Source organism: Gordonia aquimaris, assembly GCF_026262595.1.
Classification (GTDB): domain Bacteria; phylum Actinomycetota; class Actinomycetes; order Mycobacteriales; family Mycobacteriaceae; genus Gordonia; species Gordonia tangerina.
Window position 1 is genome coordinate 123,023 of the sequence record NZ_JAPKFM010000011.1, and the last position, 25,309, is coordinate 148,331.

Here is a 25,309-nt window from a genome sequence, read left to right on the forward strand (position 1 = left end):
ATCGCCTACCGCGCACCTGCGGCGGACAACATCGTCAACCAGTGGAGATCAGCGTCACCGACAGCTCTTCGGCGACCCGGAAAGCATCGTCGACGACGCCCATCCCGTTGGTGACCAGTGCGCCCTCATGGATGAGCAGCAGCCGCTCGCCGACGTCCGCCGACGACCCGATCCCGGCGTCGACGGCGACTTGCGTGAACAGGTCGAGCATCCAGTGCTTCTGGCCGATGATGATCGAATACGCGGGGTGACCGGGGTCGCTGATCTCGGCATGAGCGTTGATCATGCTGCAGCCCCTTGGGCTTCGGTCGACAGCCCAGTCCCGGGTGGCGGCGTAGATCACCCGGAGGCGTGTCACCGGCTCGTCGCCGGCCTGCGCGAGACGTTCATTGACCAGTTCTCGCCACGCGAGGTCCCGCGCCCGTAGGTACTCGACAACGAGTTGCTCCTTGGACCCGAACCGGTCGTACAGGGTGCGTTTGGTGACGCCGGCACGCGCGGCTATCGCCTCGACCCCCACGGCGTGAATGCCCTGTTCATAGAACAGTTCGGAAGCGGCGTCGAGGATCACCCGCGCCTTCGGTGTCCAGTCGACCTCGATACTCACCTTGCAAATACTACACCGATCGGTAAAGTCGCGAACATGATGACTTCACCGATCGGTAAAGCTGCTTCGTGGGTGACACCGGCCCTTTCGGTGCTCTTCGTTCTCTGTTGGTCGTCGGGATTCATCGGCGCCAAGCTCGGTGCCGCCGATGCGCTGATGACCACCGTCTTGGCATGGCGGTTTGTGGTGGTCAGCGTATTTCTCGTGTTGGTGGGCGCCCTGGTGCGACGTGTGGCAGCACCACCTCGCCGTGCGGCGCGCGTCTACGGCCATCAGGTCGTCATCGGCGCGCTCTCACTGTTCGGCTACGCCGCAACCGTGTTCTGGGCCATCGGGCTGGGCGTCAGCACCGGGACCACTGCGCTCATCGACGGCGTGCAGCCGCTGGTGGTCGCCGCACTGGCCGGGCCGGTCCTCGGCACCGCCGCGACGGGACGGCAGTGGTGGGGTTTGCTCGTCGGAGCTGCGGGCGTGGTGATCGTGACGGGGACCGATGCGGCGAGTGCGGCCACCGACGCGCCGTGGTGGGCTTATCTGGTGCCGCTCATCGGTATGGGGTGTCTCGTTGCGGCAACCTTTTTGGAGCGGCGAATCGACTCGCCGATGTCGGTGTGGGAGGCGTTCACCGTGCATTGTGTGACATCGGCGGCGTTGTTCGCCGCGTTGGCGATCGCGACCGGCGCCGTGGTTCCGCCGATGGCGCTGGACTTCTGGCTCGCGATCGGGTGGCTGGTGGTGTTCTCGACCTTGGGCGGCTTCGGCATGTACTGGGTGCTCGTTCGCCGGGTCGGCGTGACATCGACGAACACCCTGATGTTCCTCATGCCGCCGGTGACGGCGGTCTGGGGAGCGGCGATGTACAGCGAACCACTCACGTGGACAACCATCCTCGGGCTGAGCATGGCGCTCGGTGCCACCTGGGTGGTCAATCGCGGCGGCCGATGCGGTGGTGAACGGTCGGATGCCGAACCGTCTGACAAGGCAGCGCCTTACGACGCCGCCGCGTCGAATGCGTCGATGAGCTCGGCCGATAGCCGTCCGCGTGTCGACACCTCGTAGCCGTTCTCCTGTGCCCACAGCCGGATGGCCTGGTTGCGTTGGCGCGATTTGGCGCGCGTGGAGCCACCGGTTGGGCCATCGATGGTCGGTACGCGCGCTGCCATCTGGACGTACTCTGCGATGCCCGCCTCGAACCTGGCGACATTCGCCGAACGCAGGTCCAGGCGGTAGCGCGCCGACCGCCGGCCGGGTAGCTTCACCTCGAACTCGACGCGGTTGAAGTCATCGGGATCGATCGGTTCCCCATCCATGTCGTCGACGATCTCGATGCGTTGCATGCGGACCAATGTGCCGACCACCCTCCCCAGTGTCATACTTGATCGCTGGTGCACGATAGTACATAAGTGCGTTGCGGGATGATCCGCATCCGCATTGAAGGATGTCCACAGCGGTGGCGGGGCTCGAGTGACATGATGCGAGGGTCCGTGACCCAAGACCCCACCGGGAAGATGAGAATGCCGCCTCAACTTCACCTGAGCAGCATGCGACCGCGCGACCCGGCCGAACCCGGCCGCTCCGCTAGTCCGCTCGAGTTGTTCTTCGACCTCGTTTTCGTGGTGGCGGTGGCCATCGCCGCGGTGCAGCTGCACCATGAACTGACCGAAGGCCATGTGGCGGACGGGCTGCTGTCGTATGCGATGGTGTTCTTCGCCATCTGGTGGGCGTGGATGAACTTCACCTGGTTCGCGACCTCCTTCAGCACCGACGACTGGCTCTATCGAGTGCTTACCTTCGTCCAGATGGCCGGTGTGTTGGTGCTGGCGGCGGGGATCGAGCCCGCCTTCGCCGATCGCGACCTGACCCTGGTCGTGGCAGGTTACGTGATCATGCGGTTGGCGATGGTTGCGCAATGGTTGCGTGCCTCACGCGGGGCCGGCACGATGCGGCGGACCACGCAGATCTATGCGGCGGGAATCGCTGTGGTGCAGGTGCTGTGGCTGCTTTACTTGCTGCTTCCCCACAACGTCGTCGGCATCATCGGATGGTGTGTGCTGGTGGTTGCCGAGCTGGCGGTGCCGGTGATCGCCGAGCGCCGGGGCAACACGCCGTGGCATCCACACCACATCACCGAACGCTACGGCCTGTTCACGCTGATCCTGTTGGGCGAGAGCCTGTTGGCCTCAGCCAACGCCATCATCGAGGCGCTACATGGTGAAGAAGAACTCGCACCCCTCATCTCGCTGGCGATCCTCACTTTCATCGTCACTGCTTCGCTGTTCTGGATCTACTTCTGGCCGCAGCACCATCGCGCCATCGGGTCACTTTCGCAGTCGATTCGGTACGGCTATGTGCACTACTTCGTGTTCGCCGCGGCGGGAGCGTTCTCGGCGGGGATCGAGGTGGAGATCGACGTGCTGACCCATCACAGCGAACTCACCGAAACCCAGGCGTCGTTCACCGTCACCGTCCCGATCGCCATCTTCATCCTCGGTATCTGGTGGATAGCGATGCGCGCCAACGCCGATCGCGTCGTCAACACGGTGGTGCCGGTGGGTGCGCTGCTGGTGCTTTTCGACCCGTTCATCCCGGTACCGGTGACCCTGACCGCGGTGCTACTGATCGCCATCGTCGTCGTGCTGGTGCTGCACCCGCCGGTAGGCAAGCGCGATTCGGAACGAGCAGAACAACACTGACGACAACGACCACCGCAGAGGCGGTCGCGGTGGTAGAAGCTGAACAGGAGCCCGCGTGCGGCGATTGAATAGGTCCACGATGACCGGAGTGGTCGGGGCGATGGTGATGGCCGCCGTCGCCTGTGGCTCGGATGGTTCCGAACCACCGGCCGGCGGCCAGCACAGCGCAGTCGCGACCTCGGGTGCCGATGCGGGTGAGGTGACCGTCACCCGCATCGAGTACCCCACCGTCGACGATGCCGACACCGAACAGAACTGGGCCGACCTCTACCTGCCCGCCAATGCGCAGGAACCCGACACCGTCCCGCTGGTCGTGCTGATCCACGGCGGTTCCTGGCAGAGCCACTTGGGTGCGGATCTGTTCGACCCGTTGGCTCGCGACCTCGCGGCGCGGGGGATGGCGGTCTACAACGTCGAGTATCGGCGCGTCGGATCCGGTGGCGGGTGGCCGACCACCTTCCGCGACATCGCCAGTGCCCTCGATCATGTGGTCGACGTGGACAAGCGTTACCCGCAACTGACCACCGACGATGAGCTCGTCGTCGGGCACAGTGCGGGTGCGCAGTTGGCGGTGTGGGGCGGAACCCGACACAAACTGGAGAACGACGAGGTCGGTTCCCGTCCGGAGTTCCGGCCCACCCGAGTCGTGTCGTTGGCCGGTCCCCTGGACATGCGCTACGCCGCGACACACGGTGATGACCGCATCGTGACCGTGCTCGGCGGCACTCCCGGCGAGGTGCCCGACAGGTACACCTCGGTGGACCCGATTCAGAACATCGATCCGGACACGCCGGTGATCGCGATGCACGGCTCCGCCGACACCGTTGTGGCCCCGGTCAATTCGCGCCGCTATGTCGAAGCCGTGGAGCGCGAGGACGGGACCGCCTCGCTGGTCCTGCTCTCCGACATCGACCACGCGGCGATCGTCTCATCGGACGCGCCGTCCTACGAGCGGGTGCTCGATGTCATCAGCGCGACCTCGGAGGCGTCGCTGGACGAGCTGACCGAGGAATAGCTGCCATGCAGCGGCTGTGGTCCATCGTCAGGGGAGCCGAGTCCTGAGCAAAGACCTCGGATGTCCTGTCAGCAATCTCCCAGCCGGACCCGATGTGCTGACCAGGTTCGGGGCGCATCGTTGTTCCTGTCAGAGATGCGCCGGCGTGAGGCCGGACCGAACAGGAAGGGCAACGATGCCGACTCCCGCCAAGAACACCAACATCGCCCCGCAGCGCCGCCGTCGTCGGGTTCGCCAGTTCGACAAGCGCCTGCGCCGCTGGATTTGGGTGTGGAAGTAAACCCCGACCCGCCACACCCAGCTGCCACGACCCCGGTGCCCACTCTCCCTGGCGCCGGGGTCGTGGTGTGTTGCATGCCGACTCGGTCAGTGAAGGCTGCCGCGGCGATCGTGCATAGTGAGGCACGGTTCGACGACTCGAGCGGGGTTGCGGCGGGGCGAACACCAGGTCTATCTGTTGCTCAGACCGCCCCGGCGTCAGCGCGCCAGGTGACGATCACCGGGACGGTGTCGTCCCACGGTTGGCGGGTCACCAGGTCGGCTACGTTGACGTAGCCACGTTCGAGTTCACCGATCGCCGGGTCCACGAGCCGATACTGCTGGGTCTGCCGGTGGATGGGCTGCCCGTCGAGCAGCACGACACGTACCTCGCCCGGCTCGAACCGGCAGCGGCTGTGTAGCGCGGCGATGAGCTGCTCGTTGCACATGTGGCCGTCGCCGAAATTCCACCCCATCGCCGTCGAGCAGATGCGTTCGCCGTCGGTCAGCACATACGCCGACTCGTCGTGGGGCGCCATGGCGCGATGGGCGAGCGTGAACAATGCCCGGCCGTGACTGTTGAAGGAGCGGAACGCATATCCCATGTACAGCGGGATCTGCGCCGCCTCGGGGGAGCCATAGAACCGCTCGAGCTGCGCGGCCGGCATCGAGGCGATGGCGACGATGCCGTTCTCGATCTTCGCCGACGCCGACGGCTTCATGCACCACAGGCTGGTGTCCCAGTTGCCGGCGTAATAGCGCATGCCGGGCAGGAACGACACGGTGCGTGGCGAGAGGTTACCGAGGACCACAGTGCCCGCCGACACCGCGAACAACACGATCGGCCAGGGGGATTGGAGGTCGGTGAGGCCGATGTCGGCGTGGCCGACGAACAGCGCCAGCACGCCGAACATCATGAAGACGTTCCATTCCAGCGGCACCCCCATCGGAATCGAGGACAGGATGCCGAAATGGAAGATCAGCATGACGGTGGCTGCCACCGCGGTGATCCAGCCGCCGTGGGAGAAGAACAGCGCGATCGGGACCAGACCCTCGACGGCGGTGGAGAAGTGGGCGATCCAGCGGGAGCGTCGTCCGGGGCGCAGGTCGTCGGGGAAGTTCTCGAAGAACTTGCGTTTGATCGCCGGCGACCGCCAGATCGGGTTGTTCGACATCATCGTCGAGATCACGAACGGGAAGTGCTTGTTCAGTTTCGACGTGGCCGCGCCCAGCCAGATGCACAGGAAGATCAGTTTCGCGCCGATGATCATGTCCGCGCCGGCGAACAGGAACGTCACCGTGAGGGCCGCGTACACCTCGCCGCGGGCCGCGAGGAAGACGGTCTTGTCCCGCAGGCCGAGGACCGCGAGCAGTATCAGGATCGTCCAGATCTGCCACACCGGCAGAACGCCGGCGGTGGTGTCGAGCGCGGGGATCGGTCCGGTACCGGAACCGAACAATGCCACCAGCAGCATCAGCAGGAAGGCGCCGTAGAGCACCGCGTCGAGGGGTCGGCGGGTGTCGCCGCGGGTGAGCGGGATGCGTGCCGGCCACGGCGGCTGGCGGATGGTGCCCGGTCGCAGCCAGTAGAGGACCGATCCCATCGGCGGGAAGAACCGGTTGTTCAGCGGCCCGAATCCGCAGCCGAGGCCGATGACCTCGAACAGCATCGTGTACAGCACGACCTTCTGGAAGACGATCGGCTCGTTGTACCAGGCGGTGACATCAAAGAACCCGTCGATACCCGGGGTCGCGACGACGATGATCCACCCGACCAGGACGTAAGCCACGATCTTGCCGACATAGAACAGGTGCAACGCCACCGGTGTCCCGAACCCGACCTCGGCCCAGTGTTTCGCCATCGGGCGGATCTTCTCCGCCCGCGTCCCCTGACTCCACGTCGGGAAGTCGATCTCAGGGGTGTTCTGCTTCAGGAATCCCATCGTGGGCAAGCTAGCAAAGCAAGCAGTTGCTTGGTAGCGCTACGCGGATGTCGTGGCTCAGAGCGGCAGGCACGTGTTCAACCCGCCCTGTCCTGGGTATCCGGTCACCATGACCACTCCGAGTCCGTACCGCCGTCAACTCCTCGCGACGTATCTGCGCATGCACCTCGTCGGCGCGGGCGCCGGCATTCGATTGGCCGAACTGCTGGCCGGTGATCCCTGGACCGACGGCCGGCTCGACCACCTACCGGACGAACTCGCCGACGAGGCCACCTTCGCTCGGGGTTGGGCGGCGTCGGTGAGTGGTTTGTCCGAGTCGTGGGTACCGCCGACGTTCGCTCTCACCGCCGGGGTGCGCCGCGTCGTGGCCCCGTTGCGCCCCACCCGCGGGCGGTTTCGGCGCGTCCTCGCGCTTGAGGCGATGCGGTCACTGGTACTGGCGAAGAAGGCGATGTGGGAACTCGGCATCGCCATCGGCGACGACGTCGTCGATCCGGGCACCGTTGAGCAGCTACGGATCTATGACGAGGACGCGAAACGTCAGGCGCGGACCCTGCAGGAGCTGCACCAGCGGGCATCGTCGGAGGTATTCACCTGACCGACGGCGCATCGTGCCGCAGTCAGTCTTAGACCGCCACTACGCTCGATGCCGGATCTGAGGGAGCGTGATGATGAAACGACGGGCGATGGCGGTGGCGGTGATGCTGGTCGGCGCGGCGGCCTTGAGCGGGTGTGGCGACTCCGACGACGACGTGGGTGTCGCCACCGTGACCAGCACGCTGGTTGTCACCCCCAGCACTGCGGCGAGTAGCCAAGCCGCCGGATCACCGGGCAACACCAACTGTGTCGAGGACGGCATGGACCCAGCCACCTGGAACACCGCCACCGACACCGCACCGCCGCTCGCCCCGGTCACCGACGGCGGAGTCACCGACGTGACCCCCAGCGCCGGAGACTGTTTCGACACCATCGTCATCCGTACCGACACCGACTCCGACGTCGGCTTCAACGTCCGCTACGTACCGCAGGTCACCGAGGACGGATCGGGTCGACCCGTCCCGCTCCGCGGTGACGCGTTCCTGCAGGTCTCGGTGTCCGCGCCGGTGCTGGACCCACAACTGACCGACACCTTCGACTTCACGGCCGACGAGCAGTACCGCACACTGCGCGAGATCGCTTTCGCCACCTCCTTCGAAGGTGTCACCACGCTGGGCGTCGGGGTTGACCACACCACCCCGTTCGCCGTCGAATCCCGTCGCGCCGACGACGGCACCACCGACATCGTCATGTACCTGGCGCATTGACCGACATCGGCGGGTGACAATCCTCAGCGCGACGCCAGCAGCGGGGTGTGCAGATCGTAGTAGGAGATGTCGCCCATCAACCGCATCTCCTCTTCGAACAGCGGCCGCAGATCGTCGGGCATCTCCATCTTCTCGCCCTCGCGGGCCGCGGCCTCGGAGGTGAAGTAGATGGCCTCCACATACGAGTCACTGCCGTCGCCACACAGCAGTCCGCCGATGATGTCCGGGCGACCCTCGTGCACCCGGTCGGACACTTCGCCCATCAGCTCGCGCATGCGGCCGACGTCGCTGGAGTGGCCTTCCATGATCTGGACGAAGCCGGCGTCGTCGGAACCGCCCTGCATCCACTCGGTGACATCCGTGCAGTCCATGAACGTGACCGGGCCGTCGAAGCACTGCTCGGTCTCGGCCCACCAGGTGCCCTGTTCGGGACGTTCGCTGTTGCGTTTCGCGGCCTCTTGGGATTCGAACCGAGCCAGCGCCACGAAGGTGCCGTCGTCGGTGATGCCGGCGGTGGTGCCGAGGTAGCCGGTCGCGCCCGGCTTCAGTTCGGTGTCCCATCGGTCGAGGCAGCGTTGCAGCCCGTCGGCATCGGATACTTTTCCTTGGAAGAGTTGAATGAACATGATTGCCTCCGTGCGGATTTCCGCAGTGAGATCATCTGGTGGTGGCCGACCCGTCGCAGGTCCCGTCGCACACCGACGGCCCATGGCCGCAGCCACTCCACCGATAATCGTGCTCTCCCGCACGGGACGGCGCAAGGGTGTCCGAGGACTTGCGCAGGGCGTCGCAACATCTGGTCCCTGAGGAGCCCGGAGCTTGCGGAGGGCGTCACGAAGGGTCACCCCCCACACCACAAAAACGTAGCGTGGAGGCACCGATTCTGGACGGAGACCATGACCGACCCCGACGACCCGGACCCCGACGACCCGGACCGTGGCAGACCATTGGACCCCACCAGTCGTGAGAGCGTTCTCGTCATCACGCTCGCGCTGGCCGGGCTGATGATGACGCTGGCGACGTCGACGCTGCCGGTAATCGCCGACGTACCGCGCAGCGGGGTCTTCGCAGTGGTGGACGGCGCGGCAGATACCGCCGGCTATCTGGCGATGGCCGCGATTGCGGCGCGACCGCCCGTGCGCTGGGAGCTGGTGCGCCGCGTCGGTTGGGCGATGATTGCCGTGGCCGTGCTCGGTGGGGTGTGGGCGGCTGCGGCCGGTTCCGGCGCAGACTTCCTGCTCGCGATGTCGGGGTTGATGGCGGCGGTGGTGATCGTGGTCAGCCACCTCGTCGCGAGTCGCTGACCGTGCTCATCGGGTGGCGTCGATGACCGCGTCCGCCGCGTCGAGGAACTCGCCGAATCGGGTCATCCCGCCCGCCCGCGCACGATCGACATCTCCGCTGACGGCGAGTTCGCTCGCGGCGACGTCGGCCGACTCGGTGGCACCGGTCATCAGGATCTCAGGAGCCTGGAACAACACCGCGGACCCGGTGTCGACGACGGCGAGCGCCGCCTGCTGCGCGGGGGTCGTCGGCACGGCGATCTGTGGTGGATTCGGCACGATCGGTGCCGTGAGGGCGTCGAGCACACGCGCCCGGCCGGTGTCGACGCGTGCTCCCACTGCCGCCGAATCTGCGCCCGACCACGCGACGTCGGCCACGTCGAGTATCTCCACCACCGCCACCTCGAGGGCGTTCTGTGCGCGAGGCAACACCAGGTTAAGGTCGTTGTCGATGATCCCGCTCATCGCCGAGCGGGCCGGTGCGGTGACCGTCGCCGCCGCGATACCCGTTGCGCGCTCGAGGGAATGGCCGTTCGAGCGGGCCGAGTCGTACACACCTGGAGCCTGCACCAGCGCCCGCGGGACGTCGACGACGAAGTCGACGAGATGCGGACAGATCAGCGAGCAGTAGGTGAGTTGATTGTCGGCGAAGGCCACGATCAGCGACCCGGGCGGGGGAGCGGGTCTGATCGGCGCGGGCGTCGCAGCCGCAGGCTCGGCAGGCAGTGCGAGGAATCCGGCCGCCGACAGCACAGCCATCAGTAACGTGCGAGCAGTGGCGGACCACACCGTCGGGAACTCCTGGCCGGACGACAGATGCCCCGAGTGTGCGACGCCGATGCTGAAACCGCGCTGAAATACCCGGGTCAGGTATTCGGCGGCACGTCCGCGGACGCGGTCTTGCGCAGTGCGAAGAGCTTGCGGATGGTCGCGAACGCGATGATGGCGAGGATGATGTCGACCAGGATGAACAGCATCGCGCCGAGACCAATGTCGTCGCCGATCGTGTTGGTGAACAGCCCGAAGTCCCACAGGCCGTGCAGGACCATCGCGAAGATCAGCGTCCCCGACACGCGCCGTGCGAGGTAGAAGAAGTACCCGGCGATGGCGGTCGTCAGCACCTGCGGGATGGCGCCGACGCCTTCGGAGAAGAGGTTGGTGGCGTGCGCCAACCCGAACAGCACCGACGTCCACAGCGCAACCATGGGCTCGCTGTAACCGGCGTCGCGGAAGCTCACCACACCGATGCCGCGGAAGATGCCCTCTTCGCTGAACCCGACGGCCAGGGTGCCGAGCAGCAGCAGGATGGTGAAGGTGAGACCCTTGTCGGCCAACCGCGAGTAGGCGGTTCCGGCGACGATCGCGAACAGCATCACCGCCGGAAACAGCCACACCCACCGGGGTAGGCGGTTCTCCTCGACGAACACCGGCCGCCACCAGCGCAGCACTCCGACCGCGATCAGCACGATCAGACAGCCCAGGCCGGTGGTCACCCACAATCCGCGGGTGATCTCGGAGACGGTTTCGAAGTTGCCGTACTCGGCGCCGTCCGGGGTGGTCAGCAGCGGCACCGTCTGGATGATCGCCAGATATCCGATGGCCAGCACGATGAAGCCCCATATGGGGAGTCGTCGTCTGCCCTGAATCGGCTCAGCGGTCATCGGCGGCGCTCCGATCGTCGTTGCGGTGTGCGTTGAACGTACCGGTGCCCGCAACGTTCAGCGCACTCAGGACCGTCGACAGTCGGCGGGCTACTGCCGACCACCCAACAACGCTGATGTGCCATCGATCGCGACCACGGTGCCACCACCGCCGGACGCCTCGGAGGTACCCAAACACACCGCCGGCACCGGTGACGTCGGATGGGCTCTATCCGGGGGCCGACAGCACCGTCCGAGTCCTCGACATCGTAGGTGCCGTCGACGCAGACACCAGGCACCGATGCACCGTCGTCTGAGGTGGCGCCCACTGAGTCCAGTGCACCGAGCAGATTCGGAGTCAGTGACGCCTGCGCCGGGATGGAGGAACGCCACAGGGTCGGTGGATTTCCTTGGTCGACTGGCGATGGCTCAGTTGTGGAGTACACTCATTATTGAGTCCACTCATTATCTCTTGGAGGTTCGAGCCATGACGACCCTGTCGCCCCAATCCGGTGGCCGCAGAGCGCGCAACATGCGTGACAAGCAGGACCGGATCTTTCGTGCCGCTGCCGAACTCTTCGCGGAGCGTGGATTCGAGGACGTCTCGACCGGCCAGGTATCCGAGCGGGCCGATGTCGCGATCGGGACCGTCTTCCGGTACGCGTCGTCGAAGGGTGAGCTCCTGCTCATGGTGCTCAACGACATGCTTCGGACCGCGCTCGAGGCCGGCGCGGAGCGTGGCGCCGTCGAGAGCGAGACCGCGGAAGCAGTCACTCAGATGGTGCTGCCGATTGTCGAGTACGCGCACCGCCATCCGACGAATGGGCTCGCCTACCAGCGTGAACTGCTGTTCGGGAGTTCCGACGACATGTATCGCGCCGAGGGTTTGGATCTCATTCTGCGACTGCAGGATCGGATTGCTCGACGGATGATCGACGACGCCCGGCAGCGGGGCCTGAGCCCGGATCCGCAGCTCGCCGCGCTCGCGGCGAACATGGTATTCGGGGTCACCCACCTCGCAATCGCCCGCCCCTCTACGCGGACGCACACCGACCGCGATCCGATCGAGGACATCCGGGCGCAGGCCGGTGTTGCGGTGGAGGGATTCTTCGCCCGTCTGACATTTGAGGATCGCTGACATCTCACTACACAGAGAAGGAAGAACAGATGCGTTACACCAGTGGCAATTACGAGGCGTTCGTTCGGCCGCGCAGGCCGGCCGGAGTCGATGAGAAGACCGCGTGGTTCGTCGGTGCAGGATTGTCGTCGCTGTCGGGGGCGGCATTCCTCATCCGCGATGCACAGATGCCAGGAGACAGGATCACCATCGTGGAGCGCTTGCCACTTCCCGGCGGTGCGCTCGACGGCATAAAGCATCCCGAGAAGGGTTTCGTGATTCGCGGTGGTCGCGAGATGGAAAACCACTTCGAATGTCTGTGGGATCTCTTCCGTTCGATTCCCTCGCTCGAGGTCGAGGACGCGAGCGTGCTCGACGAGTTCTATCGCCTCAATCGCGACGACCCCAACTACTCGCTGCAACGTGCGACCGTGGACCGCGGGAAAGACGCACACACCGATGGACTTTTCGCGCTGTCCGACAAGGCGCAGAAGGACATCGTCAAGGTCTTCCTCGCCACCCGGGAAGAGATGGAGAACAAGCGGATCGACGAGGTCTTCTCCGACGAATTCCTTGCCAGCAACTTCTGGCTGTACTGGCGCACGATGTTCGCCTTCGAGGAATGGCATTCGGCGCTGGAGATGAAGCTCTACCTGCACCGGTTCATCCATCACATCGGCGGTCTCCCCGACTTCTCCGCGCTGAAGTTCACCAAGTACAACCAGTACGAATCGCTGGTGCTGCCGCTGTACACGTGGTTGCTCGATCAAGGCGTCCAGTTCCGTTTCGACACCGAGGTCACCGACGTCGATTTCGACATCCGCTCCGGCCGCAAGCAGGCGTCGTACCTCCACTGGATCGACGAGAATGGCACCGAGGGTGGCACCAGCCTCAGCGAGAACGATCTGCTGTTCATGACGATCGGGTCGCTGACCGAGAACTCGTTCAACGGAGATCACCATCATCCGGCCGAGCTCGACGAAGGCCCTGCTCCCGCGTGGGATCTGTGGCGGCGTATCGCCGCGAAGGACGATTCATTCGGTCGCCCCGATGTTTTCGGTGGCCATATCCCGCAGACGAAGTGGGAATCGGCGACAGTCACCACCGTCGACCCCCGCATACCGGGCTACATCGAGAAGATCTGCAAGCGAGACCCTTTCAGCGGCAAGGTCGTCACCGGTGGGATCGTGACCGCCAAGGACTCACAGTGGCTTTTGAGTTGGACGGTGAACCGCCAGCCGCATTTCAAGGCACAGAAAGCCGAGGAGATCGTCGTATGGGTGTACGCGCTCTTCGTCGATACCCCTGGGGACTACGTGAAGAAGCCGATGCAGAACTGCACGGGCGAGGAGATCACGCAGGAGTGGCTCTACCACCTCGGCGTCCCTGTCGAGGACATCGCCGAACTGGCCGCCACCGGCGCCAAGACGGTTCCCGTGATGATGCCTTACGTCACTTCATTCTTCATGCCCAGGCAGGCCGGGGATCGACCCGACGTGGTGCCGGAGGGGGCAGTCAACTTCGCCTTCATCGGCCAGTTCGCCGAATCGAAGGAACGTGATTGCATCTTCACCACCGAGTATTCGGTGCGCACACCGATGGAGGCCGTCTACACCCTTCTCGACGTCGAGCGGGGCGTGCCCGAGGTGTTCAACTCGACCTACGACATCCGCAGCCTCCTCGCGGCGACCAGTCGTGTTCGCGATGGTCAAGAGATCCGCCTCCCCGGACCCGAGTTCCTCCGAAAGCGACTGCTGGCCAAGCTCGACCGAACCGAGATCGGCGAGTTGCTCAGCGACAGTGATCTGATCTGACATCGAAGGACCACACCATTGATCTTGCTGTCACCCGAACCGATGACGTTCGGCGCCAAGTATCGTAGGCTGTTGCTCGCCGTGGTGCTCCTGGGCGGGCTCACCCAGTTCGCCCTGGGTACGTTTTATCTGGCAGTCGGCCATTCGCCGTCGCCGCGCGAGATGCCCATCGGCATCGTCGGGTCAGACCAGCAAACGGCACAGCTGACGGCAAGTCTGGAGTCCGACGGATCGTTCGATGTCACCGGGTATCCGACACTCGATGCACTGACGGACGCCGTGGAGAAGCGGACCGAGGCGGGCGGCTTAGAGGTGACCCCGGACGGCGTCGTCGCCGTCACGGCCGGGGCGGGCGGAGCGCTGCCCGCCACGGCCGTGAAAGCAGTTGCCGCCGAAGTCAATGAACAGAACGGGATGTCGCAGACCCTGCCGGTCGATGTGGTCGAACTCTCCGACGAGGACATCAACGGATCGTCACTGGGCTACATCCTCCAGGTGATCTCGCTCGGTGGCAGCATCGCCTCGCTCGGGCTGGGACGATTGATGCCGCGTGTGCCGCAATCGTTGCGCCGGGGCGTCGGTCATGTGGCCGCGCTCGTCGCCTACGCGGTGGTTTCGGCTGCCATCGTCCTGCTGTTCTCGTCGTTCTTCGGCGTCGGCGGCTCGTCGGATACCACGAAGCTCTTCTGGACATACACGCTCGTCTCCCTGGCGATCACCGGGTCCACCGCAGGATTCGTCACGCTGTTCGGGCCGGTGGGATCGCTGTCTGGTGCGTTCTATTTCCTTGTCGGCGCAACGATTTCCGGCGCGTCTATCCCGTGGGACTTCCTCCCGAGATTCTGGGCGGTGCTCGGCGAGTGGCTCCCAACCGGAGGAGGCGCTGAGCTCATCAGAAACTCCCTCTACTTCCCACAGGCCGGCAACGGTTTCGCATTGCTCTGCCTCGGTCTCTACGCAGGGGCCGGCACACTCGTCGTTCTGGTTTGGAACATACTCGGCAACAGAAGTTCTCGTCGCTCCGTCATCGACGTGGACCCCATACACCCGATCAGACACAACCACCATCACACGCAAGGAGAACCATCATGACGATCGAGAATCTGACCGTTCTGGGCACCGGGGTGCTCGGCTCACAGATCGCCTACCAGGCAGCGTACGCTGGCTTCCACGTCACGGCGTGGGACATCAGCGACGACGCCGTCACCGCGGCCGGCACGCGATTCCAGCAGTTGGCCGACACCTACGAAAGTGATGTGGAGGGCGCGACTTACGCAAACAAAGCTCGTCACACGGCCACGTCGATCACGCTCACGACCGACCTCACAACCGCGCTCGCCGAGGCGGATCTCGTCATCGAGGCGGTGCCCGAGGATCCCTCCATCAAGCGGGACACATGGACGCGGGTCGGAGGATCGGCCCCCGAGCACACGATCTTCGCGACGAACTCGTCGACGCTGTTGCCCAGCTCGCTCAAGGATTTCACCGGCCGACCGGAGAAGTTCCTCGCCATTCATTTCGCCAATCACATCTGGGCACAGAACACTGCCGAGATCATGGGCACCAGCGACACCGATCATGCGGTGTTCCAGACCGCTGTGGACTTCGCCGAACGCATGGGCATGGTGCCGGTGGAACTCAAGAAGGAGAAGGCGGGTTACGTCCTGAACTCGCTGCTGGTGCCGCTTCTCGACGCCGCCGCGGAACTTCTTGTCGGTGGGTATGCTGACATCGAGACTGTCGACAAGACCTGGCGGATCGGTACGGGCGCGCCACTCGGCCCGTTTCAGATCTTCGACATCGTGGGTCTCACGACCGCCCGCAACATCGCTGCGGCATCAGAGAGTCCGATCCAGCAGCAGTTCGCCGATTACCTGAAAACCAACTACATCGACAAAGGAAAGCTCGGAACATCCACCGGCGAAGGCTTTTACAAGTACACGTAGTAGTGACCTCGCGCCGCGATATCGAACACAGAGCTTCCGTATCGAACGTTGCTATCGGGACTGCGAGCGCTTCTTTCTTCCGCGAACACCGTCCACCTGACCGGATCGGGGAATGCGGACCGATCTCGACAAGGTGAGTGTCGCCATTGCATTGATCTCCGCCTTCGACGGACCAAAAGCGTTGCATGACACGCTGACCGACGCGTCGATGGAGCGGTAGACGTGGATGGTGCTCCGATTCACCGCACTCGCTGGGACGGCACATCCCCGTCCCCGCGCAACACCACCACCCGCAACGCCGCGCGCAACTGTTCGGTGGTTGCCCGCCACGCCTGCTCCTCGTGTCGGCAGGCCGCCGCTTCGTCGGCGTCGCCCGCGAGGTCGGCCTCGGCCGCCGACTTCATCCACTCCAGGTACTGCTCCTGGCTGGTGCGGATGTAGTCGAGGATGGCCGACTGGTCATGGCGGCAGATCGTCGCGACCTCGTGCGGGTCGAGGGTGGAGCCGTCCTCGTCGAGCACGATCAACGTCTGTAGCGGATCGGGCAGCGCCTCGTTCTGCGCGGCGGGACCGGAGCCGGCCAGTGCGCTGATGATGCCGGGCGCGGTCTCTGCGGTGAACTGCAACCAGTGCCCGACGGCTGCAGTGAGGTTCTCCCGGTGGAATGCGGTCATCGGGACCGATGAGAACGCCATCAGCGATCCCTGGTGCAGCACCAGCGTGATGCCCGGCCAGCGCACCGATTCGGTGGCGATGAACTCCGCGGCGATCGCTGTGTCGGGCACCTCGTCGACCAGCGTCGCGACGAACTCGATGGTCGGCTCCTCGGTGAGTACCCGCAGCCACGACGCGAGCGACCCGGTGGGCAGCGGGATGTCGCCGTCGTCGTCGACGGTGATGCGGCGGCCGGCGATGTCCTGCAGCGCGGACACGATCAACCGCAGCAGGTGCTCGCGCGACACCGGGTGTGCGCCGACGGCGACGGACGCTTCGCGGATAACAGGGAGGTCTTGTTCGAGGAAGGACGGGTGCACGACCTCCCAGTTCTCGCGCAGCGCGTCGACGGCGACCTGCGCCAACCGGTCGACGTGGCGGCGGCTGACCTCGACGATCAGCCGTCCGTCGCGCAGCAGCCGCCACCCGGCTGCCGTTAGCGCGTCGAGCTGCTCGGCGTGGACGTTCGGTGCGGGGTGCAGGTCGGCGACATGCGCGGTGCAGCGGATGCGGTGCGCGCGGGTGACGGTGAACGTCAGGGTGCCTCGCGGGCCGTCGGGGGACTGCTGGACCTGCACCATATGATGCTCGTCGTCGGCGCGCAGCTGTGCGGCCCGGTCGGCCAGGTCGATGCGGAACGCACGCCAGGCGTCATCGACAGATGCGTCGAAATCGAAGTCGCGCATGGCATCTCCTCTCGTCAGGCGTGCGACGTGACCGGTGCGGCGGCAGTGGTGGACCGCTCGCAGGACGGTGTCGCGGTGCTTCTCGGTGTCTGAACCATAGGGGAGGTATCCGACAGGATGACGCGATCGTCTCGGTGGGATACGCCCTCGGAACGCGGGCTTGATTCCGGTGGCGGTGTCATTGTTGCATCGCGCAACGATGGGTGTCGCGTTACATCCGCAGGTCAGGTGAACCGTCGCCGCGGCGAGGTCGATGGAATCGCTGTCGAGGCCACGGCGTTGAACACAGCACAAACAGGCTCTGAACAGGGGGGATCAACGTGGATCGACACCCAACAGGGCCGAACCGAGGTGACCATGACCACGCAGACCGCGCGCGGGCCGGCCAACGCTGCCGACCTGCTGCTACCCGACGACGATGCGTTCTACGACGTCCCGTCCGACCTGGACCGTATGCGGCCCGGCGACCTGATCCGGTCACGCCAAGTGGAGCTCAAGGACTACTGGGCGTCGCATCACCGTAGCCAGGCGTGGCAGTTGCTGTACCGCTCGACCGACCTGCACGGCGGCGCCGGTGTGGCGGCGACCACCGTGGTGCTGCCGCGCAAGCCCGCGCCCGCCGGCCGGTTCATGCTCCTGTCGTTCCAGTGCGCCATCGACGCGGTCTCGAGCCAATGCTTTCCGTCGTATGCACTGCGCAAGGGTGCCGACTCGGTCCGAACCATCGCGCCGTTCGAATTCCTGGTGGTGCGTCGTGCACTGGCCAAGGGCTGGGCGGTCTCCATCCCAGACCACGAGGGCATGGTCGGTGCGTGGGGCGCGCCCCGTGAACCCGGCTACCGCACCCTCGACGGCATCCGCGCCGCCCTGGCATTCCCGCATCACGAACTGCCCGCCGACACTCCTGTCGGTCTCTGGGGCTACTCGGGTGGTGGGATGGCGACGTCGTGGGCAGCGGAGGTTGCACCGGACTACGCGCCCGAGCTCAACCTGATCGGCGCGGTGCTCGGGTCCCCGGTCGGTGACATGGCCTCGGCGCTGATGCGGCTCAACGGTGGCCTGCACGCCGGGCTGCCGGTGATGGCGATCGCCGGCCTGCGCCGCGTCTATCCGCAGCTGGAACGGGCGATCGGCGAGCATGCCACTGAGAAGGGGCGACGGCACCTCGACGAGATCGCCCGGCTGCCGGTGCTCGATGCCGTGCGGCAGTTCCGCCACCACGACATCGACGACTACCTCGACATCCCGCTCGCCGACCTGCTCGCCCAACCCGACATCGTCGAGATGATGGACGACCTCCAGCTCGGCACCCACGCCCCGACGATCCCGCTGCTGGTGGTGCAGGCGGTGCACGACGAGGTGATCGCCGTCGACGACATCGACGGTCAGGTCGCCCGCTACCGCGAGCAGGGCGCCACGGTCACCTACGTCCGCGACCAGCTCAGCGAGCACTACTCGCTGCTGCCGCTGTCGGGGCCGATGGCGGTGGGGTGGTTGGCGGATCGTCTCGAGGGGCGGCCGGCGAGCGATCGGACCGTGAGTGCTGTTGCCGGACAGCGTCGTCCGCGGTGGACGATGAAGTTGACCGGACGGGGGCGGTCGGTGGAGCCGACCCCGCACAACGATGGGGAACAACCTGCTGCGTAGCGGGTATGGCCCACCGACACCCATTCGCGGTGGCCGCGTCGAGCACGACGCAGCGAGCCGGCGAGCGCGTATGCTCATATGCATGGCTGACAATACAAAAGGCTGCGACAACCCCGACTGCACCTGCGGGCCCGACTGCCAGTGTGGCGAGAACTGCACCTGCGGGAAAAAGTAGCGACTAGGAGTTCGCCGCGCGAAACCGCCCCGGGCTGTGCCCGGTGAGGCGGCGAAATGTGCGGCTGAAATGCGACACGTCGAGGTATCCGACGGCTGCCGCAACATCGGCGACCGACAGGTCGGTCGTCAGGAGAAGATTCTTGGCTCGCTCGACACGAGCTTGATGCAGCAGGCCGGTTGGCGTGTGTCCAGTGGCACTCACCAGTTTCTGCATGTTGCGCAACGACATCCCGGCCGCAGCCGCAACGTCGGGCAGGCTGAGGTACGGGTCGTGCAGCCCATCGGAGATGATCTGGGCGATCCGCGCCAGATCCCGTTCCCGCTGCGTCAACGCGGGGCCAATGGAGGTCGTCTCACTCAGCGCTGCGGCGAGCATGTCGACCGTGGCCGACCCGAACGAAGCTCTCGTCGACTGCGACATGGACTCGTCGCTGCCGGCCAGGTCTGCCAGCAGACGTCCCAGAACAGCAGGCGCCCCCAAGGGTTCATATGTTCGCGCAACCGCGTGGCCGGCAAGTCGTGCCGGCAGCCGAGATTCCATCAGCGACGTCGGAATACGCACCGCCACTTGATGAAACGGAACAAGTGAATGAAATACAAAGGGTCGGTTGAGGTTCACCATCGCGAACGCGCCGCGCCCTAGTTCTGCCGTCCGATCGCATTGGGTGACCTCCACCGCGCCGTCGGTCACCATCAGCAGCAGGTAGCCATCCTCTCCGCTGTCGCGGATCATGGCCGGTGACCGGACGACGGTCTGGACGTCGGACCGGATCGCGCTCACGTGGAGCCGACCAAACGCGCGCCCGCCCCACTCGGCGTCGTAGCGCTCGGTGGGTTTGTCCCAGGTCACGTCCATCTCGCCGTAGAGCTGGCCGATCGTGCGCGCCCATTCGGCTCGCCCTTCGGTTGAATCGAGATCACCGGTTCGTAGCTCGACGACATCGTCGGTGTCGGCCGTGCGCAATCCGCCATGTGACTGTTCGTTCTCAGCCATTCCGCGCCACACCTCCGCCTCTTAGTGTTCTACGTCACAGGGACGTGGCTCGGCCAACATACACCGAAACGTCACGGTCCCGCGAGTGGCTGTCATTTCGGCACCCACGCAACAGATTCGACCGATGACCCGGCGATCGGGCACATCGTCGGTCCGTACCAGGAGGTTTGTTCCGTGACATCAGCACCCGCAACAGTGAACCCGGCAGCAACCGCATCCGAGGAGAACGACGTCCGCCCCATGACCGGCGCAGAGTATCTGGAATCGCTGCGGGACGGCCGGGAGATCTATTTTCGCGGAGAACGCGTCGACGATGTGACCACGCATCCGGCATTCCGGAATTCGGCGCGCTCGATCGCCCGGATGTATGACGCTATGCATCAGCCCGACGCGCAGGGTGTGCTGGCGGTACCGACCGACACCGGAAACGGTGGCTTCACCCATCCGTTCTTCAAGACGGCGCACTCGGCGGATGATCTGGTCGCCGCCCGCGACGCGATCGTCACCTGGCAGCGAGAGGTGTACGGCTGGATGGGCCGATCACCCGACTACAAGGCATCCTTCCTGGGCACCCTGGGCGCCAATGCCGACTTCTACGGCGACTACAAGCAGAACGCGCTGGACTGGTACAAGAAGTCGCAGGAGCGGATGCTCTACCTCAATCACGCGATCGTGAACCCGCCGATCGACCGCGACAAGCCTGCCGACGAGACCGCCGACGTGTGCGTGCATGTGGTCGACGAAACCGATGCCGGCCTGATCGTCTCCGGCGCGAAGGTCGTGGCGACGGGGTCGGCCATCACCAACGCCAACTTCATCGCGCACTACGGACTGCCGTTGCGTAAGAAGGAATACGGCCTGATCTTCACCATCCCGATGGACTCGAAGGGCCTGAAACTGCTGTGCCGGACCTCGTATGAGATGAACGCCGCGGTGATGGGCACCCCCTTCGACTATCCGCTGTCGAGCCGGTTCGACGAGAACGACGCCATCATGGTGCTCGACCGGGTACTGGTGCCGTGGGAGAACGTCTTCGCCTATGACGTCGACACCACCAACAACTTCGTGATGCGCTCCGGCTTTCTCAACCGCTTCATGTTCCACGGCTGCGCCCGCCTGGCGGTGAAACTGGACTTCATCGCCGGCTGCGTGATGAAGGGCGTGGAGATGACCGGCTCCGCGGGATTCCGCGGGGTGCAGATGCAGGTTGGCGAGATCCTCAACTGGCGCGACATGTTCTGGGGCCTCTCGGATGCGATGGCCAAGTCGCCCGACGAGTGGGTCAACGGTGCGGTGCAGCCGAATCTCAACTACGGCTTGGCGTACCGAACCTTCATGGGTATCGGCTATCCGCGGGTCAAGGAGATCATCCAGCAGGTGCTCGGTAGCGGTCTGATTTATCTCAACTCCCACGCCGACGATTGGGGCAACCCGGACATCGAGCCCTATCTCAACCAGTACGTCCGCGGCTCCAACGGCATCGCCGCCATCGACCGCGTGCAGTTGCTCAAACTGCTGTGGGACGCTGTCGGCTCCGAGTTTGGGGGACGCCACGAACTGTACGAACGCAACTACGGTGGCGACCACGAAGCCGTTCGCTTCCAGACCCTGTTCGCCTACCAGGGCACCGGGCAGGATCTGGCACTCAAGGGCTTCGCCGAACAGTGCATGTCGGAGTACAACGTCGACGGTTGGACCCGACCGGACCTGATCAACAACGACGACCTCGCCATCGTCCGGCGCTGAGAGGGCTGCCATGAGCACTATTACCGACCACACCCTCGAGCTGGACCCGACACCGCCGCGGATGCGGAAGGCGCTCGGACGGTTCGCCAGCGGGGTCACCATCGTCACCACTGCCGAAGGGCCAGGCGAAGAGTCCGTGCACGGCATGACCGCCAACGCATTCACCTCGGTCTCGCTGGACCCGCCGCTGGTGCTCGTGTCGATCGCCAACCGGGCGAGGATGAACGACAAGATCACCGAGACCGGCCGCTACGGTGTGTCGATCCTCGCTGGCGATCAGGAACCGCTGTCGCTGCATTTCGCCGGTGCCGCGCATGAACCCGACTTGGTGAGATTCACCTGGCGAAGAGGGGTTCCGCTATTGGATGGGGCGTTGGTGCACCTGTCGTGTACGGTCACCGACTCGCATCCGGCGGGCGACCACACGCTGCATGTCGGTCAGGTGGAGGAACTCTGGTACGACAACGGACGGCCGCTGCTGTTCTACACCGGCAGCTTCCGCGCCCTGGATTTGCAGGGTACCTCCGACGGCTGGGGGTTCTAGGACATGGCCGCGTTGCAAACCGTCCAGAAGATCGGCCCGGTCCTCGACCTGTTCACCGTGCAGCGGCCGGAGTGGGGGGTCACCGAGGTCGCCGGTGAACTCGGGCTGCCGCGATCGAGCGCTCATGCCTTGCTGGCGTCACTCGTCGACATCGGCTTACTGCAGTGCAGATCGCGCGGTCGTTACCGGATCGGCTGGCGGGTGGTAGAACTCAATCAGACTCTGCAGGGCACCGTCGACGTGAAGACCTGCGCGGCACCGATTCTGCAGGCCCTGTCGGAGGAGTACGGCGAGACCACACATCTGGCGATCATGGAGCGCTACCGCGTCATGTACGTCGACAAGGTGCTGGGCAACCACGTCATCAATGTGAACGGCGCACGAGTCGGCGCCCACCTGGACGCGCACTGCAGCGCCGTCGGCAAGGTGCTGCTGGCGCACTGTCACACCGCCGAGATCGAACGCAACATCACCGACAAGCCGCTGCGCCGATTCACGTCGTCGACCATCACCGACCCGGCCCACCTGCAGCGCGAGTTGGGGGCGGTGCTGCGCAACGGCTGTGCCTACGACTCCGGGGAAGCTGTCGCCGAGGTGCATTGCGTCGCCGCGCCCATCCGCGATGAGATGGGCGTGGTGGTCGCCGCCATCAGCATGACCGCGCCCGAGACCAGGTTCAAAGCCGGCCACCACGAGTATCGGCGGGCCGTCATCGCTGCAGCCGGGGCCATCTCGAAGTCGCTCGTGGCCGCCGTCGACAAGCCGTTCGGCCAGGACCGTGACGACCCCAGCCTGCGCGCCGTCGCCGGCTGACCCTTCCACAGAAAGCAGATCCGATGACCGTTGATGTGCAGTGGGCGGCCGATGCCCTGCTGACGGCCTACCGCACCCGCCAACCGATCTCACCGATCGCCGCACGCTTCGCCGACGCCCCGCTGTCGACGGCCTACGAGATCGCACTCGCCCAGGTCGAGTCGTGGGTAAAGGACGGCGACGTGGTGAAAGGGCACAAGGTCGGGCTTGCCTCCCGCGCCATCCAGCGCCAGATGAATGTCGACCAACCCGACTTCGGCCACCTCACCGCGGAAATGTTCCACCTTGAACACCAGCCGATTCCCGCGGACACATTCATCCAACCGCGCATCGAACCCGAAGTGGCGTTCGTACTGGCCAAGCCGCTGCGCGGACCCGGCGTTACCGTCGCGGAAGCTGCGGCGGCCGTGGACTTCTGCCTGCCCGCGCTGGAGATCGTCGACTCCCGCATCCAGGATTGGCAGATCGGCATCTTCGACACCGTCGCCGACAACGCCTCCTCCGGTGGCGTGGTACTCGGCAGCCGCCCGGTCCGGCTCGCCGATGTCGACCTACGGCTGGCCGGCTGCACCCTGCACGTCAATGGCGAGCTCATCGCCACCGGCGCCGGCGGGGCTGTGCTGGGTTCACCCCTCAACGCTCTGGTGTGGCTCGCCAACACCGTCGGTCCGCTCGGCGTGACACTCGAACCCGGACACGTCGTCCTGCCCGGATCGATGACCAAGGCCGTGCCGATCGCCCCGGGTGATGCGGTGGTCGCCGACATCGCCGGCGTCGGCAGCGTCACCGCAGTTCTCGCAGGAAAGGAAGACCGATGACCACGGAGACCGCCACAGTGTGGAGTGCGGCCCGCGTTGCCGACATCCTGCTGACCGCCGAACGCACCCGCACCGCCCGCATGTCCATCCAGGCCGAATGGCCTGATCTCGATCTGGACATCGCCTACACCGCACAGGATGTGGCATTGGCCGACCGGTTGTCGCGGGGTGAGGTGATCACCGGCGTCAAACTCGGCCTCACCTCACGCGCCAAGCAGCGGCAGATGGGTGTCGATGTGCCGTCGGTGGCATGGCTGACCGACGCGATGGTGCTGCCTGCCGGTCTGCCGGTGCCGCGTGCCCAGCTCATTCATCCACGGGCCGAACCCGAGATCGCCTTCGTGCTCAAACGACCACTGAAGGGACCGGGTGTGACGGCCGCGCAGGCGCTTGCCGCGGTCGACACGGTCGTCGGCGCCATCGAGATCATCGACAGCCGCTACTCCGGCTTCAAGTTCACCCTCGCCGATGCCGTCGCCGACAACAACTCGTCGGGTGTGTACGTGACCGGACCCGTGCCACGTAGACCCGCCGACCTGGACCTCGGCCTGGAGGCATGTCTCCTGGAAGTCGACGGTCACGTCATCGACAGTGCCACCGGCGCAGCGGTTCTGGGCCACCCGGCGGAGGCGCTTGCGTTCGCCGCGAACACCATGGGCGCTCGTGGCCACACGCTCGAGGCCGGCTGGACGGTACTCACCGGCGGCATGACCGATGCGGTGGCCGTGCCCGAAGGCGCGCGGGTGGCCGCCCACTTCACCTCGCTGGGCTCGATCACGATTGCGGGAGGGTGACATGCCGTTCATCGATGTGACGCTGGCACAAGGGCGTTCTGACGAGCAGATCCGCGCGCTCATCCACGAGCTGACCGCGGCTGCCCAACGAGCCGTCGGTGCGCCGGCGGCCAACATCCGCGTGGTGGTCCGGGAAGTGCCACCGACGCACTTTGCCGCCGGCGACGTGACGATCGCGGAGCGGGCCGCGACGTCGGCGAATGATGCCCCGTCGAACAGTCAGGACCCGGCGGTGCGGTAGCGGCCCGGGCTGGTGCCAAAATGCTTGCTGAACGCCCGGCTGAAGTGCGACACGTCGCGGAAGCCGAGTTGTTCGGCGATGTCGGCAACCGGCAGGTCGGTCTGCAACAACAGCGACCGCGCACGGTCGAAACGCCGCGCGTACAACCAGGTTCGCGGGGTGGTGCCGGCGGCGCTGAACAGTTTGTGGATATACCGCACCGACATGCCGACCTCGCCGGCCACATCGGTGAGACGGTGATCGGGATTGCTGATCTCGCGCACCATCACCTGCTGCACCACGCGCAGGTCGGCATCATGTGCGCGTTCGATGAGTGTTGCCGCCGGAACTCGTGTATTCACCGCTGCGGCAACCACGTCGAGGACTGCCGACGTCACCGCGGTCAGGTCGCCGGCGGTGAAGTCGTCGTCGTGTGAAGCGAGGTCCACCAACAGGTTCGACGCCACCCGATCGATGCCTTTCTCAGCCGAGAATCGTTGGCCGAGTGAGTTGTCCAGTCGGTTCTCGGCAACCTG

General features: G+C 65.4%; 26 protein-coding genes. 17 read left to right on the forward strand and 9 right to left on the reverse strand.

Annotated features, from left to right (window positions below; translation table 11 throughout):
* Nucleotides 1-34: 34 nt before the first annotated feature.
* On the reverse strand, nt 35-607 hold the full coding sequence (locus tag OSB52_RS12455) for a TetR/AcrR family transcriptional regulator (protein ID WP_266061957.1): 573 nt from the start codon (nt 605-607) through the stop codon (nt 35-37).
* 36 nt (nt 608-643) lie between these two features.
* On the opposite strand from OSB52_RS12455, the gene OSB52_RS12460 reads away from it, so the two are divergent.
* Nucleotides 644-1,666 carry a DMT family transporter gene (locus OSB52_RS12460; RefSeq protein ID WP_266061958.1) on the forward strand — a complete coding sequence of 341 codons (1,023 nt, stop codon included), beginning with the start codon at nt 644-646 and terminating at the stop codon, nt 1,664-1,666.
* Here the strand turns inward: OSB52_RS12460 and OSB52_RS12465 are convergent.
* Complete coding sequence (locus OSB52_RS12465) at nt 1,597-1,944, reverse strand: histone-like nucleoid-structuring protein Lsr2 (protein WP_266061960.1); 348 nt, start codon at nt 1,942-1,944, stop codon at nt 1,597-1,599. The two genes, OSB52_RS12460 and OSB52_RS12465, sit on opposite strands and share 70 nt — an antisense overlap.
* Nucleotides 1,945-2,121: 177 nt before the next feature.
* Here OSB52_RS12465 and OSB52_RS12470 point away from each other — a divergent pair, with 177 nt between their 5' ends.
* Both OSB52_RS12470 and OSB52_RS12475 read left to right on the forward strand, forming a co-directional pair.
* Nucleotides 2,122-3,300, forward strand: coding sequence for a low temperature requirement protein A (locus OSB52_RS12470; protein WP_266061962.1), 1,179 nt, complete (start codon nt 2,122-2,124; stop codon nt 3,298-3,300).
* A gap of 79 nt (nt 3,301-3,379) precedes the next feature.
* The gene (locus tag OSB52_RS12475) at nt 3,380-4,315 is read left to right on the forward strand and encodes an alpha/beta hydrolase family protein (RefSeq protein WP_266061964.1); all 936 of its coding nucleotides are present in this window, start codon (nt 3,380-3,382) and stop codon (nt 4,313-4,315) included.
* Nucleotides 4,316-4,776: 461 nt separating this feature from the next.
* Here OSB52_RS12475 and OSB52_RS12480 read toward each other — a convergent pair whose 3' ends face one another.
* Nucleotides 4,777-6,516, reverse strand: a complete 1,740-nt coding sequence (locus OSB52_RS12480) for a DUF3556 domain-containing protein (RefSeq protein ID WP_266061966.1) — start codon at nt 6,514-6,516, stop codon at nt 4,777-4,779.
* A 109-nt stretch (nt 6,517-6,625) separates the two neighbouring features.
* On the opposite strand from OSB52_RS12480, the gene OSB52_RS12485 reads away from it, so the two are divergent.
* Together OSB52_RS12485 and OSB52_RS12490 are read left to right on the forward strand one after the other, a co-directional pair.
* Nucleotides 6,626-7,114, forward strand: a complete 489-nt coding sequence (locus tag OSB52_RS12485; protein ID WP_266061967.1) for a hypothetical protein — start codon at nt 6,626-6,628, stop codon at nt 7,112-7,114.
* A 73-nt stretch (nt 7,115-7,187) separates the two neighbouring features.
* Nucleotides 7,188-7,820 (forward strand): AMIN-like domain-containing (lipo)protein, encoded by a 633-nt coding sequence (locus OSB52_RS12490; protein ID WP_266061969.1) that lies wholly within the window; start codon nt 7,188-7,190, stop codon nt 7,818-7,820.
* A gap of 23 nt (nt 7,821-7,843) precedes the next feature.
* Here the strand turns inward: OSB52_RS12490 and OSB52_RS12495 are convergent, their stop codons facing one another.
* The gene (locus OSB52_RS12495; protein ID WP_266061971.1) at nt 7,844-8,446 is read right to left on the reverse strand and encodes a hypothetical protein; all 603 of its coding nucleotides are present in this window, start codon (nt 8,444-8,446) and stop codon (nt 7,844-7,846) included.
* A 270-nt stretch (nt 8,447-8,716) separates the two neighbouring features.
* Here OSB52_RS12495 and OSB52_RS12500 point away from each other — a divergent pair, with 270 nt between their 5' ends.
* On the forward strand, nt 8,717-9,124 hold the full coding sequence (locus OSB52_RS12500) for a hypothetical protein (protein ID WP_235721535.1): 408 nt from the start codon (nt 8,717-8,719) through the stop codon (nt 9,122-9,124).
* A gap of 6 nt (nt 9,125-9,130) precedes the next feature.
* On the opposite strand, the gene OSB52_RS12505 is transcribed toward OSB52_RS12500, so the two are convergent.
* Nucleotides 9,131-9,892 carry a hypothetical protein gene (locus tag OSB52_RS12505; protein ID WP_266061974.1) on the reverse strand — a complete coding sequence of 254 codons (762 nt, stop codon included), beginning with the start codon at nt 9,890-9,892 and terminating at the stop codon, nt 9,131-9,133.
* Between the two features lie 77 nt (nt 9,893-9,969).
* A complete protein-coding gene (locus tag OSB52_RS12510; protein ID WP_235721537.1) occupies nt 9,970-10,764 on the reverse strand; it encodes a CPBP family intramembrane glutamic endopeptidase in 795 nt (264 codons plus the stop codon).
* Between the two features lie 466 nt (nt 10,765-11,230).
* On the opposite strand from OSB52_RS12510, the gene OSB52_RS12515 reads away from it, so the two are divergent.
* The 4 genes from OSB52_RS12515 to OSB52_RS12530 are packed head-to-tail and all read left to right on the forward strand — an operon-like array spanning nt 11,231 to nt 15,620.
* Nucleotides 11,231-11,881 carry a TetR/AcrR family transcriptional regulator gene (locus OSB52_RS12515; protein ID WP_235721538.1) on the forward strand — a complete coding sequence of 217 codons (651 nt, stop codon included), beginning with the start codon at nt 11,231-11,233 and terminating at the stop codon, nt 11,879-11,881.
* A gap of 29 nt (nt 11,882-11,910) precedes the next feature.
* Nucleotides 11,911-13,674, forward strand: a complete 1,764-nt coding sequence (locus tag OSB52_RS12520) for an oleate hydratase (protein ID WP_235721539.1) — start codon at nt 11,911-11,913, stop codon at nt 13,672-13,674.
* Nucleotides 13,675-13,692: 18 nt separating this feature from the next.
* Entirely contained in the window at nt 13,693-14,766 is a 1,074-nt protein-coding gene (locus tag OSB52_RS12525) for an ABC transporter permease (RefSeq protein ID WP_266061976.1), read from the forward strand.
* The gene (locus OSB52_RS12530) at nt 14,763-15,620 is read left to right on the forward strand and encodes a 3-hydroxyacyl-CoA dehydrogenase (protein WP_266061978.1); all 858 of its coding nucleotides are present in this window, start codon (nt 14,763-14,765) and stop codon (nt 15,618-15,620) included. The genes OSB52_RS12525 and OSB52_RS12530 overlap by 4 nt, the downstream gene beginning before the upstream one ends.
* Before the next feature lie 239 nt (nt 15,621-15,859).
* Here OSB52_RS12530 and OSB52_RS12535 read toward each other — a convergent pair whose 3' ends face one another.
* On the reverse strand, nt 15,860-17,020 hold the full coding sequence (locus OSB52_RS12535) for a TY-Chap domain-containing protein (RefSeq protein ID WP_266061979.1): 1,161 nt from the start codon (nt 17,018-17,020) through the stop codon (nt 15,860-15,862).
* Nucleotides 17,021-17,377: 357 nt separating this feature from the next.
* Here OSB52_RS12535 and OSB52_RS12540 point away from each other — a divergent pair, with 357 nt between their 5' ends.
* Nucleotides 17,378-18,667 (forward strand): lipase family protein, encoded by a 1,290-nt coding sequence (locus OSB52_RS12540; protein ID WP_266061980.1) that lies wholly within the window; start codon nt 17,378-17,380, stop codon nt 18,665-18,667.
* A gap of 178 nt (nt 18,668-18,845) precedes the next feature.
* Here the strand turns inward: OSB52_RS12540 and OSB52_RS12545 are convergent, their stop codons facing one another.
* Nucleotides 18,846-19,838, reverse strand: coding sequence for a helix-turn-helix transcriptional regulator (locus OSB52_RS12545; RefSeq protein WP_266061983.1), 993 nt, complete (start codon nt 19,836-19,838; stop codon nt 18,846-18,848).
* Between the two features lie 240 nt (nt 19,839-20,078).
* On the opposite strand from OSB52_RS12545, the gene OSB52_RS12550 reads away from it, so the two are divergent.
* From OSB52_RS12550 to thmT, 6 genes are read left to right on the forward strand one after another with little or no spacing between them, the layout of a single operon-like run.
* Nucleotides 20,079-21,584, forward strand: coding sequence for a 4-hydroxyphenylacetate 3-hydroxylase family protein (locus OSB52_RS12550; RefSeq protein WP_266062001.1), 1,506 nt, complete (start codon nt 20,079-20,081; stop codon nt 21,582-21,584).
* A gap of 19 nt (nt 21,585-21,603) precedes the next feature.
* Nucleotides 21,604-22,128, forward strand: coding sequence for a flavin reductase family protein (locus OSB52_RS12555; RefSeq protein WP_235721984.1), 525 nt, complete (start codon nt 21,604-21,606; stop codon nt 22,126-22,128).
* Between the two features lie 3 nt (nt 22,129-22,131).
* Entirely contained in the window at nt 22,132-22,941 is an 810-nt protein-coding gene (locus tag OSB52_RS12560) for an IclR family transcriptional regulator (protein ID WP_235721546.1), read from the forward strand.
* A 23-nt stretch (nt 22,942-22,964) separates the two neighbouring features.
* Nucleotides 22,965-23,759, forward strand: a complete 795-nt coding sequence (locus OSB52_RS12565) for a 2-keto-4-pentenoate hydratase (RefSeq protein ID WP_266061986.1) — start codon at nt 22,965-22,967, stop codon at nt 23,757-23,759.
* Nucleotides 23,756-24,553 carry a 2-keto-4-pentenoate hydratase gene (locus OSB52_RS12570; protein ID WP_266061988.1) on the forward strand — a complete coding sequence of 266 codons (798 nt, stop codon included), beginning with the start codon at nt 23,756-23,758 and terminating at the stop codon, nt 24,551-24,553. Before OSB52_RS12565 ends, OSB52_RS12570 begins: the two co-directional genes overlap by 4 nt.
* 1 nt (nt 24,554) lies before the next feature.
* Nucleotides 24,555-24,794, forward strand: coding sequence for a 2-hydroxymuconate tautomerase (gene thmT / locus OSB52_RS12575; RefSeq protein ID WP_235721549.1), 240 nt, complete (start codon nt 24,555-24,557; stop codon nt 24,792-24,794).
* Here the strand turns inward: thmT and OSB52_RS12580 are convergent.
* Nucleotides 24,773-25,309: helix-turn-helix transcriptional regulator (locus tag OSB52_RS12580; protein ID WP_266061991.1), on the reverse strand; the 537-nt coding region annotated here is incomplete at its 5' end. The genes thmT and OSB52_RS12580 overlap by 22 nt on opposite strands.